Annotated in this window: 13 protein-coding genes; 9 read left to right on the top strand and 4 right to left on the bottom strand. The window is 65.4% G+C overall.

The window, feature by feature from the left end:
• Positions 1-38 precede the first annotated feature (38 nt).
• The 4 genes from L6639_RS19265 (at position 39) to L6639_RS19250 (ending at position 4,001) form a co-directional block, all read left to right on the top strand.
• The gene (locus tag L6639_RS19265) at positions 39-566 is read left to right on the top strand and encodes a hypothetical protein (protein WP_237863195.1); all 528 of its coding nucleotides are present in this window, start codon (positions 39-41) and stop codon (positions 564-566) included.
• 29 nt (positions 567-595) lie between these two features.
• Positions 596-1,996 (top strand): aspartate ammonia-lyase, encoded by a 1,401-nt coding sequence (locus L6639_RS19260; RefSeq protein ID WP_237863194.1) that lies wholly within the window; start codon positions 596-598, stop codon positions 1,994-1,996.
• A 251-nt stretch (positions 1,997-2,247) separates the two neighbouring features.
• Complete coding sequence (locus tag L6639_RS19255) at positions 2,248-3,216, top strand: NAD(P)H-dependent flavin oxidoreductase (protein ID WP_237863193.1); 969 nt, start codon at positions 2,248-2,250, stop codon at positions 3,214-3,216.
• Positions 3,217-3,227: 11 nt separating this feature from the next.
• Positions 3,228-4,001, top strand: coding sequence for a thioesterase family protein (locus tag L6639_RS19250; protein WP_237863192.1), 774 nt, complete (start codon positions 3,228-3,230; stop codon positions 3,999-4,001).
• Positions 4,002-4,394: 393 nt separating this feature from the next.
• On the opposite strand, the gene L6639_RS19245 is transcribed toward L6639_RS19250, so the two are convergent.
• Entirely contained in the window at positions 4,395-5,957 is a 1,563-nt protein-coding gene (locus tag L6639_RS19245) for an AMP-binding protein (RefSeq protein ID WP_237863191.1), read from the bottom strand.
• Positions 5,958-6,052: 95 nt separating this feature from the next.
• Between L6639_RS19245 and L6639_RS19240 the strand changes: the two genes are divergently transcribed.
• From L6639_RS19240 to L6639_RS19225, 4 genes are all read left to right on the top strand, one after another.
• Positions 6,053-7,018: an NAD(P)H-dependent flavin oxidoreductase gene (locus L6639_RS19240; protein WP_237863190.1), complete on the top strand. Its 966-nt coding sequence runs from the start codon at positions 6,053-6,055 to the stop codon at positions 7,016-7,018.
• 122 nt (positions 7,019-7,140) lie between these two features.
• Positions 7,141-7,389, top strand: coding sequence for a hypothetical protein (locus L6639_RS19235; RefSeq protein WP_237863189.1), 249 nt, complete (start codon positions 7,141-7,143; stop codon positions 7,387-7,389).
• 133 nt (positions 7,390-7,522) lie between these two features.
• On the top strand, positions 7,523-8,233 hold the full coding sequence (locus L6639_RS19230; RefSeq protein WP_237863188.1) for a hypothetical protein: 711 nt from the start codon (positions 7,523-7,525) through the stop codon (positions 8,231-8,233).
• Between the two features lie 84 nt (positions 8,234-8,317).
• The gene (locus tag L6639_RS19225) at positions 8,318-8,995 is read left to right on the top strand and encodes a hypothetical protein (protein ID WP_237863187.1); all 678 of its coding nucleotides are present in this window, start codon (positions 8,318-8,320) and stop codon (positions 8,993-8,995) included.
• A gap of 102 nt (positions 8,996-9,097) precedes the next feature.
• Here L6639_RS19225 and L6639_RS19220 read toward each other — a convergent pair whose 3' ends face one another.
• The gene (locus L6639_RS19220) at positions 9,098-9,322 is read right to left on the bottom strand and encodes a hypothetical protein (protein WP_237863186.1); all 225 of its coding nucleotides are present in this window, start codon (positions 9,320-9,322) and stop codon (positions 9,098-9,100) included.
• 233 nt (positions 9,323-9,555) lie between these two features.
• Here L6639_RS19220 and L6639_RS19215 point away from each other — a divergent pair, with 233 nt between their 5' ends.
• Entirely contained in the window at positions 9,556-9,846 is a 291-nt protein-coding gene (locus tag L6639_RS19215) for a hypothetical protein (RefSeq protein WP_237863185.1), read from the top strand.
• Between the two features lie 150 nt (positions 9,847-9,996).
• Here the strand turns inward: L6639_RS19215 and L6639_RS19210 are convergent, their stop codons facing one another.
• Positions 9,997-11,916 (bottom strand): sensor histidine kinase, encoded by a 1,920-nt coding sequence (locus L6639_RS19210; RefSeq protein ID WP_237863184.1) that lies wholly within the window; start codon positions 11,914-11,916, stop codon positions 9,997-9,999.
• On the bottom strand, positions 11,913-12,584 hold the full coding sequence (locus L6639_RS19205) for a response regulator transcription factor (RefSeq protein ID WP_237863354.1): 672 nt from the start codon (positions 12,582-12,584) through the stop codon (positions 11,913-11,915). The genes L6639_RS19210 and L6639_RS19205 overlap by 4 nt, the downstream gene beginning before the upstream one ends.
• Positions 12,585-12,633 lie beyond the last annotated feature (49 nt).

Here is a 12,633-nt window from a genome sequence, read left to right as displayed (position 1 = left end):
GCTTTGCCACCGCGCCGGCTTCGGCTACGGTTGACCTCATGATGGTTCGATCCGGCAATCCGGCCGTATGGCTCGGGACGCTGATGTCAGCAGTGCTGCTCATGGTCAGCGCCGGCGGGATCGGCTGGGCGCAATCGGCGCCGCAATCGCTCGGCTTGCAGGAGCAGGGGCCTCAGGCCGCTCCGCCGCCCGCACCCTCAGCGCCGCAGGCGCCAGCGGAAAATCCCGGGCTGATCAACGAAATGGGCAAGCTGTTCGACAAGCTGCCCTCGATCCTGCCGCCGATCAAAAGCCCTAGCGAGACCATGAACGACCTGTCGCGGTTGGCGACGCCGTCCAGCATGGTCTCCGGGCGCGCGGCTTGCCCGGCCTCGTCGAACGGTGCGCCCGACTGCAAGCTCGCGGCCAACCAGCTCTGCCAGAGCAAGGGCTACAAGGAAGGCAAGAGCCTCAACACCGATTCCGCCGAGAAGTGCTCGGCCAAGGTGCTCATTCCGGGCAGGCAACGCAAACCTGACGATTGCCGCACCGATACCGTCGTCACCAGCGCGCTGTGCCAGAACTAGGGACGTCGCGCGAGCAGCAAGGAGCGCCCATGAGCCGCACGGAGCAGGACTTCCTCGGACAGCGTGAGATCGCCGACGACATCTATTACGGCGTCCAGACCATCCGGGGGAAGGAGAACTTCCACATCACCGGCATTCCGATGAACCAGGAGCCTTACTTCGTGAAGGCGCTGGGCTACGTCAAGAAGGCCGCGGCGATGGCCAACCGCGACCTCGGCGCAATCGACGCCAAGGTCGCCGATGCCATCATCCTCGGCTGCGACCGCGTCATCGCCGGCGACATGATGGATCAGTTCGTCACCGATTTCATCCAGGGCGGCGCCGGCACCTCGACCAACATGAACGCCAACGAGGTGATCGCCAACCTCGCGCTGGAATCGCTCGGCTTCCACAAGGGCGACTACCAGCACGTCAGCCCGAACGACCACGTCAATTATGGCCAGTCCACCAACGACACCTATCCGACCGCGTTTCGCCTCGCGCTGATCCTTCGCCTCGAGAGCTACATGACGGCGCTACGCCAGCTCCAGGAGGCCTTCTTCGCAAAAGGCCGCGAATTCGACCGCGTGCTGAAGATGGGCCGCACGCATCTGCAGGACGCGGTGCCGATGTCGCTCGGCGCCGAGTTCAAGGGATGGGGCACCACCATCGGCGAGGAGGTCGACCGCATTTCGGAAGCGCGCGCGCTGCTGCGCGAGATCAATCTTGGCGCCACCGCGATCGGCACCTCCGTCACTGCGGCGGTCGGTTATCCCAAGCTCGCGGTCCGGCATTTGAGCGCACTGACCGGCGTCGATTTCATCCTCGCCGGCGACCTCGTCGAGGCGACCTCGGACACCGGCGCCTATGTGCAGCTCTCCGGCGTGCTCAAGCGCACCGCGAGCAAGCTGACGAAAATCTGCAACGACATTCGCCTGCTCGCCTCGGGCCCGCGCGCCGGCTTCAACGAGATCAACCTGCCGCAATTGCAGCCGGGCTCCTCGATCATGCCGGGCAAGGTCAATCCCGTCATCCCCGAGGTCGTCAACCAGACCAGCTTCCTCGTCATCGGCCTCGACATGACCGTCACGCTGGCAGCAAGCGCCGGTCAGCTCCAGCTCAACGTGATGGAGCCGGTGATATCGTTCGCGCTGTTCTTCTCGATCCGCACCATGGAGCGCGCCGTCAACAGCCTGCGCGAGAACTGCATTGTCGGCATCACCGCCAACGAGGAGCACACCCGCAACATGGTGCTGAACTCGCTCGGCATCGTCACCGTGCTGAAGCCGTTGCTCGGCTACAAGCAATGCGCCGAGATCGCGCGCGAGGGCTACAAGAGCGGCAAGTCGCTGCACCAGATCGTGGTGGTCGAGCGCAAGCTGCTGACGCAGGAGAAATGGGACGAGATGTTCTCGTTCGAGCGGCTGATCAATCCGGATTTGCTTGGGTAGGCGGTCGCTGTCATTCCGGGGCGACGCGTAGCGTCGAGCCCGGAATCCATCGCGCGTCAGCGCCCGCGGCCAAATGGATTCCGGGCTCGCGCTTCGCGCGCCCCGGAATGACGGAGCAGGAATTCCGCGCGTTGGAATTGCCGTAGTGGCACCCGCCACGGCGTCACAACGCAATACTTGACAGTGGAAAGATTGCCTTGTTGGTATGGTCCCAACCTCTCATGCGCCTGCCAGCAAAGGATCGCTCCGCAATGTCCATGCCTGCTCTGTTCAAGGGACGCCTGTCGATCCCCGTGATCGGTTCGCCGCTCTTCATCATCTCGGTGCCCGACCTCGTGATCGCACAGTGCAAGGCGGGCGTGGTGGGCTCGTTCCCGGCGCTGAATGCGCGGCCGCCGGAGCTGCTCGACGAATGGCTGGCGCGGATCACCGAGGAGCTCGCGGCCTATGACCGCGCCCATCCCGACAAGCCGTCGGCGCCGTTCGCGGTCAACCAGATCGTGCACAAGTCGAACAACCGGCTCGATCACGACATGCAACTCTGCGCCAAGTACAAGGTGCCGATGATCATTTCCTCGCTCGGCGCGCGCGAGGAGCTGAACCAGGCCGTGCACGGCTGGGGCGGCATCGTCTTCCACGACGTGATCAACCAGAAATTCGCTCACAAGGCGATCGAGAAGGGCGCCGACGGCCTGATCCTGGTTGCGGCCGGCGCCGGCGGCCATGCCGGCACCATCTCGCCGCTGGCCTTCGTCGCCGAGACCCGCAAATGGTTCGACGGCCCGATCGCGCTGTCGGGCGCCATCGGCAACGGCAAGGCGATTCGCGCCGCGCGCATCCTCGGTGCCGACTTTGCCTATATCGGCTCGGCCTTCATCGCGACCAAGGAAGCCAACGCGGTCGAGAAGTACAAGGAGATGATCGCGGGCTCGACGGCCGACGACATCGTCTATTCCAACCTCTTCACCGGCGTGCACGGCAACTACCTGAAGCCGTCGATCCTCGCCGCCGGCATGGATCCTGAAAACCTGCCGACGTCGGATCCGTCCAAGATGAATTTCGGCACCGACGCCTCCGGCGAGCGCGCCAAGCCGAAGGCCTGGAAAGAGATCTGGGGCTCCGGCCAGGGCATCGGCAGCGTGGACGGCATCGTGCCTGCCGCCGAGATGATCGCGCGCTTCAAGAAGGAATACGAGGAAGCGATCGATCCGCCGCTGTGATGGCGCTGGCGATGAGTGCCATCTATCGCGTCGACGGCAACAGCGTCGTCACCAGTCCGAATGCTGCCGGCCCCTGGGACCGGCGGATGCAGCACGGCTCGGCGCCGTCATCGCTGGTGACGTGGGCGGCGGAGCGGATTCCGACGCCCGTGCCGATGAACGTCGCGCGGGTCACCATTGACTTGATGCGGCCGGTGCCGGTCGCGCCGCTCACCATCGAAACCGAAGTGCTGCGCGAGGGCCGCAAGATCCAGCTCTGCGAGATCAAGCTGTTCGCCGACGATGTGCAGGTCGTCGGCGCCACCGTGCTCAAGATCAAGCAGCAGTCGCAGCCACTGCCCGACGATGTGAAGGATCTGCCTGTTACCCTGCCGTCGCCCGAGGACTCGCTGGTCGAGGACGGGCACGGTGCGACAAGTCCGTTCGCTGGCATGGTCTCGATGCGCGCCGCGCGGGGCCGCTTCGGGCAGGCCGGCGCCGGCGCGATCTGGTTTCGCCTCGATCACCCGCTGGTCGAAGGCGAGGCGGTCTCGCAGACGATGCGCGCGGTGGTCGCCGCCGATTTCTCCAACGGTACCGCCTCGACGCTCGACTTCCGCAGCTGGACCTACATCAATGCAGACCTCACGGTGAGCCTGGCGCGCCAACCGGTCGGCGACTGGATCTTGCTGGACGGTGAATCCTGGATCGGCCCTGACGGCGCGGGCCTTGCGATGTCGCGGCTCGCGGATCGGCAGGGTTATTTCGGTCGCGCTGTGCAGAGCCTAGTGATCGAGAAGCGGTGAGGGTGACGGCCGTGCCGCGATCGCTCCTGGAGCCGATTGAACGGCAGGCTTCCGCCGCCGCGGAAGGGATGCTCGGCATCCTGCCAGTTCACAGTCCGTAGAAGATCTTGATCTCCCACAGCACCACGATGATAGCCGTGATCAACGTGACCGCGGCGACTGCACTTTCCAGGGAAGCGACTCTCATGTCCCACTCCGCTTCCCAGCCCCATCAGCGGTCTAGTTGATTCCCTGATTCGCGGGCAATCGCGCAAGCCGCGCGGGCACACACTCCGTGGCGCGTTGTGGTGTCGCGGCCACAACGACACCGTAAAATCCCGGGCAAATGCGCTCAAAACTCCCGGTGTTTCGCGCGATGCGTGTAGTCCGAACCCGTCGCTGCAATCAGGGAGATTATCCCACCATCCGGTCCCGCCCGCTCCAGAAGCCGGCGCGCAGCACCTTCTTGTCGACCTTGCCGACGCCGGTCATCGGCAGCTGCTTGACGAACTGGATCTGCTTGGGCGCATGCGCCGAGCCTTTTCGGGTCCGTACCATGTTGATCAGTTCGTCCGGATCGGGTCTGGTGCCCTCGCGCGGCACGACGATGGCGGTGACGGCCTCGCCCCATTTCTCGTCGGGGATTCCGACGACCGCGACCATCGCGACATCGGCATGTTGCGACAGCACGTCCTCGACCTCGCGCGGAAAGATGTTGAAGCCGCCGGTGACGATCATGTCCTTCTTGCGGTCGAGGATGAACATGTAGCCACGCTCGTCCTGGCGCGCGATGTCCCCGGTGTGGACCCAGCCGTTCTTCAATGTCTCGGCGGTGATGTCAGGCCGCTTCCAGTACTCCGCCATCACATGCGGCGCACGCACGCAGATCTCGCCGGCCTCGCCTGTCTTCACCTCCTGGTCGTTGTCGTCGAGAATCTTGACCTCGCACGCCGCGATCGGGAAGCCGCAGGACAGGAACAGCTCGGGCGTTTTGGGATCGTGATCCTTCTTGCGCAACACTGACACCGGATAGCATTCGGTCTGGCCGTAGAGCTGAGAGAACACCGGGCCGATGCGCTCGATGCCTTCGACAAGCCGGCTGGGCGACATTGCCGAGGCGCCATAGAGCACGAGCTCGAGCGATGAAAGATCGGTCTTATCAAGCGCGGGATGATCGAGCAGCACATAGATCATGGTCGGCACGAACAGCGTGAAATTGATGCGCTCGAGCGCGATCGTCGCCAGCACCGCCTCGGGATCAAAGCCCTTCAGCATGTGCACCGTGCCGCCACGCATCAGCGTCGGCAGCACTTTTGTGCCGGCGACATGGCTGATCGGCGCCACCGTGAGATAGCGCGCTGCGTCGGGGATCTCGAAATCGGCGAGGATCGCACCGGCAGCTCCGGCGTTTTCGCGGTGGTAGCGCAGCGCGCCCTTGGACTTGCCTGTCGTGCCGCCGGTGTAATTCAGTGTGGAGAGATCATCGAGGCCAGCGAGGCACTGCGCGCCGGCATGTCCGGCGCTCTCGATCGCCGCCAGCAGATCGACGCCGTAGTCGGCCCGCCCCATCGTGAAGACGGCCTTGAGCAAAGCCGCCTTCGCTGCGAGCTCGCCGCCGCGATCGCGGAACGCAGCCACATCGACGACCAGCACCTCGGCCTCGGAATCCTCGAGCTGAAAAAGCTGATCCGTCTCCGATCCCAGCGGATGCAGCCAGGTGATGCAGCATCGCGACAATTGCGCGGCGACGCCGGCGCACCAGGTGTCGGCGCGGTTGGCGGTGAGGAACGCGACGCGCGCACCCGGCTGCAGGCCAAGCCGCATGAATACGCCCTGGATGCGTCCGATCAGATCGAGTGTGCCCTGATAGCTCAGCGATCCCCCGGGCCATGCGAAAGCCGTGCGGCCGGGATAGCGCGCCAGCGCCCGTAGCGTCTGCGCACAAGTCGGGGACGATGCGTGGAGCGGATCGGACATATGTTTCCTCGCTGCTTTGTCATCGGCTTCTCGCGTGCCAATGTTGCTGACGAGGCTAGCACAGAGAATGCGGGATGGAACGAGGAGGCGAGAGAGTGACGTCCGATCGACTGCAAGTTTTTCGCGATCGTCTCGGCCTGCCGCTGATCGCCGCGCCGATGTTCCTGGTGTCGGGCGTCGAGCTGATGGTCGCGGCTTGTCGTAACGGCGTCATCGGCAGCTTCCCCACCGTGAATTGCCGCAATCCGGAACAGCTCGATGCATGGTTCGCCGAGATCGCAACACGTCTACGCCAGCACGAAGATCAAACTGGCCGCAGGGCCGCGCCGCTCTGTCCGAACCTGATCGTGCATCGCTCCAACGCGCGGCTGGAGCAGGATCTCGCCGTGCTGCTCAAGCACAAGCCCGAGATCGTCATCACGTCGGTCGGCTCGCCCGCGCCCGTGTTGAAGCCGCTACATGATGCAGGCAGCCTGGTGCTGGCGGACGTCGCCTCGATCCGCCACGCCGAGCGCGCGGCAGAAGCAGGCGCAGATGGGCTGGTGCTGCTGACCGCGGGCGCCGGCGGACAAACCGGCTGGCTCAATCCGTTTGCCTTCGTCCGCGCAGTGCGCGCGTTCTACGACGGCATCATCGTGCTGGCCGGCGGCATCAGCGATGGCCGCGCGCTGCGTGCGGCCGAAGTGCTCGGCTGCGATCTCGGCTACATGGGCACGAAATTCATCGCGACGCGCGAGAGCATGGCGGACGAGCGCCACAAGCAGATGCTGGTCGAGAGCAGCGCCGACGACATCCTGCTCACCACCGCCTTCACCGGATTGCAGACCAGCATGCTGAAGCCGTCGATCGTCGCCGCCGGGCTCGACCCCAATGACCTGCCGGCGCGCGGCGCCATCGACATCGGCAAGGACATCGACGTCAGCGCGCGCGAGAACCGGCCGAAGCGCTGGCGCGATATCTGGAGCGGCGGGCACTCGACGTCGGGAGTCACTGACGTGATGGCGGTCAATGACCTCGTCGCGCGAACGGTCGCCGAATACCGCGAGGTGACGTCGCGGTAGCCTCCTGCGCCGCCCAGCACGGTTAATCCCGCATGGCTCCGCACGCCCGCATTTAACGGCAGATTAACCATCGCCCGCCAAGAATCCCTCACGGCCGCCAATCAGGACGAGAGGGACAGGCAATGGATTTCGATTTTCTCAACAGCAAGACCGCAGCTACGCTGGACGAGATCCGCGTCCGCGTCGCCCATGCTCTGGCCCGTCACCCGCTCTGCCGCAATGTCCGCTTCGACATCGTCCGCGTTCCCCGTACCCGCCGGGGCGGCAACTGGACGGTGACGCTGCAATCGGTCGAGCCGCGTGCGGTCTGGGAGGCCTCCGAGATCGTCGCCGACATTCAGGACGCCTACGATCTGGGCATAGCGGCCTGATTTCGCTCGGTTTTCTGCCTCCGTCGTCATAGGCAAGGCGATTGTCGCCTGAAAGGCACACTCAAGCCTTAATTCGTGCCCTTTTGCCGGGCATCTCTAACAACATCGTGAAGCGGTCCTTCCGGAGACAAGTTTGTCCAGAGCCATCACCATCACCGTGCTGACCTGTATCCTCGTCCTCGGTGCCGCCACCACCGCCATCCTCGGCCGCGACAGCGTGCCCAGTGTCAGTGCCGAGATGATCACCCAGGCCCCGCCCAAGCCTCTCGCTGCCAACCGTGCCGCCAAGGCCGATCGGCTGGTTCCGACCCTGGCGCTGGCCTCGGCCGCGATTGATCCGGTCCAGGTTCCCGCCGACAGGCTGTCGCAGGCACCGGTGCTCACAGAGCCCCTGCGCCAGGCTTTTGCCTCGGCCACGCCGTCCGATTTCCCGATGCCGAAAGCGAGCGTGAACGAGGCGCCCGCTGCTCCCGAGACATCAGCCGCGATCGAGGCTCCGTCGAAGCCGAAGCCGGTTGCGAAGCCGCAGCCGCAAAAGACCTACTCTCTGCTCTCCGACGTGCAGATCGCCGGCATCCGGGATCGTCTGAAACTGTCGTCGTCGCAGGAATATTACTGGCCCTCCGTCGAGAGCGCGCTGCGCAGCGTCGTCAAGAAGATTTCGGCCAACAAGCTCTCCAATCCCAATGGGCCGAACGTGCAGATCGATCCGAATTGCGACGAGGTTCAGCAGCTGAAATCGGCCGCGATGCCGCTGCTGTTCCAACTGCGTGACGACCAGAAGGAAGAAGTGCGCAAGCTCGCCCGCATCATCGGGCTGGAGAAGGTCGCGCAGCAGATCTAACGTCGTTCCCTCCTGGGGAACCACGTCTTTCAGGAACATCCGGCAATCCCACCGCGTTGCTCGCTCCAAACAGGGAGTGGGCCAATGCGCACGTCGACAGCTTATTTCGTCGGTGCCGGATCGATCGTTGCTGCCATTGCAATTGGCCTTGGCGGCGGCATCGTTGCCGGCAACATCATGAATCCAATCGCGCCCAAGCAAGGGCCCGATACCAGCAGGGTGGCGCAACGCACCGAGGCCAATGCGCCGGCCATGACGAACGCGCCCTCGGAGCGCGTGCAATACCTCACGGGCTCGCAGGTATTCGGTACGATGGTTGCTGCGCCAGCTCAGGCCGAAGCCAAGCCGGACGCGAAGCCCAATGCGCCGACCACTGAGGCCAAAGCTGAACCGCCGGCGCCGCCGCCTGCGCAGACCGCAGCCGTCGAGCAGCCCAAGCCCGCGCCTTCGTCTCGGCCGGAGACGAAGTCCAACGAGCAGCAGGCCTCGACAGAACCGGCATCATCTCCCGAGAACGCCTATGCCAAGGCGAGGGATTCCGACGTCAGGCGTGCCGCATCCGAGCGGCGCCGTGCAGAGCGCCACGAGCGCTGGGCGGAGCGTCGCCGCTATGAACAGCGCGATGCGCGTGGTGGGCGCGACCAGACCAATTGGGATGATGTCGCGCGCAGCGTCCGCCAGGATTCCGACACGCGTGATTTTGCCGGTCGGCCGCGCGGCGGCTTCCCGCAGATCCGGCTGTTCGGTGACGATGACGACTAGCATTTGATGCCGCGCACACGAATGTGAGCGGCATGCGATGCTTTCCCTCAGTATTGAGACGGCGGCCGAAGGCCGCCTGCGCAAGGCGAGCAGGAAGAAATGTCAGCCGCCGTGCGACTCCACCACCTTGCGGCAGCCGTCCGAAAGCTTTGTCTTGTTCTCACGCAGGCAGGCATTCATCTCCGGCGGCTTGCCGATGTGCTCGGCGCAGAACTTGCTGGCATCGCCGCGGCACGCGATCTGTTCCTGCGGCGTGGGGCCGGATTGCGCCACGGCTGGCAGGACAGCGGCGGTGAGCAGCAGCGCGGCAAGAATTGAAGTCTTCATAAAGCACCTCTTTGCAATTGCGGTGGTTCGCTGGGATCGAGCGCGGCGGACCATCTCGCGGAGATCCATGGCCGGTCCATGCCATGTTCATGGCATCGGCTCGCAGGCTTGCCTGCTGCACCCCCATCTTCATGGCATGTCTTGGTGATCAGTCTTTTGCCATTGAGGCTGCACGTCGGCCGCAAGATCAGGTGATTGCACCGGGGCGCCGAACGGGAAGCAGGAGAGCAAGAATGTCGAAAAGAGTGGGAGCGCTGAGCGCCGGGCTGACGGTGATGATGCTGGCGGGTGCGGCGATGGTCTCGCTGGGTACGAGCCCGGCGCAGGCGGTGGTCTATTGCAAGACGGTCGGCGTGCCCAAGGGCTGCGTGGTACGGCCGGACGCGGCGGTGGTGGTTGCACCGGCCGCACCGGTCGCGGCTGCAGCCGTGGTGACGCCCGGCGTGGGCGCCCCCGGTGTCGGTGTCCGTGCCGGCACGCCGATGAATCGTGGCGGCCCGGTCAATCGCGTCGGCGTGCGTTGATGACTTTGCTGGATTGAGTTGATTGCATTCTTTCGGGCCAAGGGAGCCCGCTGCAAGCGAGCCCGCGAGCGAACCCCCCGTCCTTCGCAAGCCAAGATCCCGGCCCGATCCCTCTCCCCGCACGTCCCATGCGCCCGGGGAGGGGGCTTTTCAGCCGCCGGCCGCATCGCTGTCGGGAAAGATCTGCGGCAATTGCAGCCGTACGCGTGTGCCCGATCCATCCGAGCTCAGGTCGAGCACCGCGCCGCAACGTCTCGCGCGGCTTCTCATGTTGTGCACGCCGCGCGCGGTCTGGCCCCCACCCGCAGCTTCGCCGTCGTCACCACGCGCAAAGCCGCGGCCATCGTCCGCGACGCTGATCACGCCGTATGGTCCCTGGCCGTCGTTTCGTGTCTCGACGGTCACGGTGATGCGGCGCGCGGCCGCGTGCTTGACCGCGTTGGTCACGGCCTCGTCCAGGATGCGCACGATCTGGATGACATGCCAGGGCCGCAGTTCCGGGTGCAGCGGCAGGCCCTGCGGCGTTGCCACGCGCCAGTCGAGTGCGATGTCATGCGGCCGCAGCTGCATCGCCGCGCGCTCGCGCCACGAACCGAGCGCGAGCATGAGATCGCCGCCGATGTCGTCCATGGAATCGATGACGAGACGCAAATCCCTCAGCGCGGCGCGCGCGGCGTCCGTGATGGTCGCGCCCTCGTGCCCGCGCTCGGAGAGTGCGACGATGCTGATGAGCTGGCCGCCGAGGCCGTCATGCAGGTCGCGCATCAGCCGCGTGCGCTCGTTGGCCAGCGCTGCGGCCCGTGCGCGCGCCTCCTCGCGGACAAAGCTTGCTTTCAGCCGTTCCTCCGCCTCGCGCACGCGCGCGACGAGCTGGCCGGCAAAGCTGTCGACCTGATTCAGCGCCCGAGCGAAGCGCCAGGTCAGGCCGGCGCCGATCGCAATCAGCAGCGCCGAGTAGGACAGCCGCGATACGAAGGTGCGTTCGTTGGGCATGATCTCGAACACCGACAGCATGTCGTGGGCCCAGCAGGTCAGCACGATGGTCGCCGCACAGCCGAGCGCGAGGCTGACGACGTCCTGACGTTGGAGCGCGGCGTAGGCTGCGATGCCGGCCATCAGGACCAGACAGAATCCGACCGTGGGGATACCTAGAAGCATGAAGAGAATGCGCGGCAGTGGCGGACCGGCGATGAGACCGCCTGCGATCACGATGAGTCCGGGCACGAACAGCAACACGCCATAGCGCGGCCAGCGCCAGCCGAGGAACAGCACCGCCGACGCCACGATCAGTGCGCTCTCGATCGGCGCGGAGGAGAGCAGCACGCCGACAAGCCTGGACGAGTCGGCCGGCGGCACCGGCGGCGTGATGAAAGCCTGCACGACGCCGAGCACCATCGCCACCGCGAGCACGCCATAGACAGGCTCGTGTCGCCGCATCAGCCACATGATGGCGAGGATGACGGCGAGGATCGACTGCCAGGCGGAGAACACCACGGGCAGCGTGACGAACAGCAGCGTGCGGGTCTCGAAGGCCGGGCGCAAGGCGGCGTCCGGGCCGACATAGACGGTGTCGAGGAAGCCGCGTAGCGGTCCCCACACGAACAGCCGCACGGAAATGTCGTTGCTGCCCTCGTGCAGCAGCGAAGCCGGGATCACCGCGATCTCGGGCGTGTTGCGGTCGGGCCGGTTGGCCGTGGGATCGCGCCGGGAGTCCAGGATCGCGACGCCGTTGATCGCGACCTCGACGCCGTTGCTGAAGCGCGGCAGGAACACCGACCAGGTCGCGTCAGCGCCGTCGTCCCTGAACACGAATCTGCCCGAATAGAGCGGCGGATCGGTGAGCGAATAGCGCGACGCGGTGAATTCAGGCAGCGTCACGGGCCGCGTCGTGCCGGCTTCGCGCAGTGAGAACTCGCTCACGGCAAAATTATCGGGGTCGCGCGGCTCGAAGAGCCGCAGCCCCAGGATGATGGCGATCACGATCAGCGCCTGGAGCAACAGATATGCCGCCATGCGCGCGAGCTGAAGCGCGTGCCTGGGCACTGCTGTCTTCGCGGCAATCTCGCTCACAGCTTGATCAGGCCCTGCTGCACCGCCTCGAACACCGCTTCGCTGCGCGTGTGCACCTCGAGCTTGCGATAGATGTTCTTGATGTGACCGGGCACGGTCTGCCTGGACAGACCGAGGTGGCTGGCGATCTCGGCGTAGCTAAATCCCTTGGCGATGCCCCAGAGGATGTCGATCTCGCGCGGTGTCAGCTTTGCGGTGTTGAGCACCGGCCCCGGCGGTGGCTCGGCCGAATTCTGCGTTCGCCGCACGATGAAGCGCGCGATCGAGGCTGAGATCGGCGAATGCCCGGCGACCAGATCGCGCACGGTGGTCGCGATGTCGGTCGGGAAGGCGTCCTTGAGCAGATAGCCGGTGGCGCCAACGGTGATGGCGGAGATGACGCTTTCCTCGTCGCCCAGCGCCGAGATCACCATGATCTCGGTATTGGGAAAACGCTGCCTGGTCTCGCGGATCAGCTCGACGCCGTGGCCGTCGGGCAGCCGCAGATCGGTCAGCAGCACGCGGGGCGCGCCGCTCGCAAGCGCGCTGCGGGCTTCGCCCAGCGTGCCGGCCGTGTGCACCTCGTAGCCGGCCTTCGCCAGCGCGTCCTGAAGGCGCCAGCAGGTCGGTGCGTCGTCTTCGACGAGGAGGATGGTGATGACCTCACCGGTCTCGTCCTGGTCCGTCATGGTCATGGTCCCGGCCGCGTGTCCCCCGCGGCGTGTGCAGCCAGTCTAG

The organism is Bradyrhizobium zhengyangense (genome assembly GCF_022012555.1).
Lineage (GTDB): Bacteria > Pseudomonadota > Alphaproteobacteria > Rhizobiales > Xanthobacteraceae > Bradyrhizobium > Bradyrhizobium zhengyangense.
This window is presented reverse-complemented; position numbering and strand designations above follow the sequence as displayed.

What these genes read in the sequence shown, in the direction of transcription:
- L6639_RS19250 (WP_237863192.1), top strand. Translation starts at nt 3,228, where the DNA reads ATGAGTGCCATCTATCGCGTCGACGGCAACAGCGTCGTCACCAGTCCG.
- L6639_RS19235 (WP_237863189.1), top strand. Translation starts at nt 7,141, where the DNA reads ATGGATTTCGATTTTCTCAACAGCAAGACCGCAGCTACGCTGGACGAG.
- L6639_RS19265 (WP_237863195.1), top strand. Translation starts at nt 39, where the DNA reads ATGATGGTTCGATCCGGCAATCCGGCCGTATGGCTCGGGACGCTGATG.
- L6639_RS19225 (WP_237863187.1), top strand. Translation starts at nt 8,318, where the DNA reads ATGCGCACGTCGACAGCTTATTTCGTCGGTGCCGGATCGATCGTTGCT.
- L6639_RS19215 (WP_237863185.1), top strand. Translation starts at nt 9,556, where the DNA reads ATGTCGAAAAGAGTGGGAGCGCTGAGCGCCGGGCTGACGGTGATGATG.
- L6639_RS19245 (WP_237863191.1), bottom strand. Translation starts at nt 5,957, where the DNA reads ATGTCCGATCCGCTCCACGCATCGTCCCCGACTTGTGCGCAGACGCTA.
- L6639_RS19205 (WP_237863354.1), bottom strand. Translation starts at nt 12,584, where the DNA reads ATGACGGACCAGGACGAGACCGGTGAGGTCATCACCATCCTCCTCGTC.
- L6639_RS19255 (WP_237863193.1), top strand. Translation starts at nt 2,248, where the DNA reads ATGTCCATGCCTGCTCTGTTCAAGGGACGCCTGTCGATCCCCGTGATC.
- L6639_RS19220 (WP_237863186.1), bottom strand. Translation starts at nt 9,322, where the DNA reads ATGAAGACTTCAATTCTTGCCGCGCTGCTGCTCACCGCCGCTGTCCTG.
- L6639_RS19260 (WP_237863194.1), top strand. Translation starts at nt 596, where the DNA reads ATGAGCCGCACGGAGCAGGACTTCCTCGGACAGCGTGAGATCGCCGAC.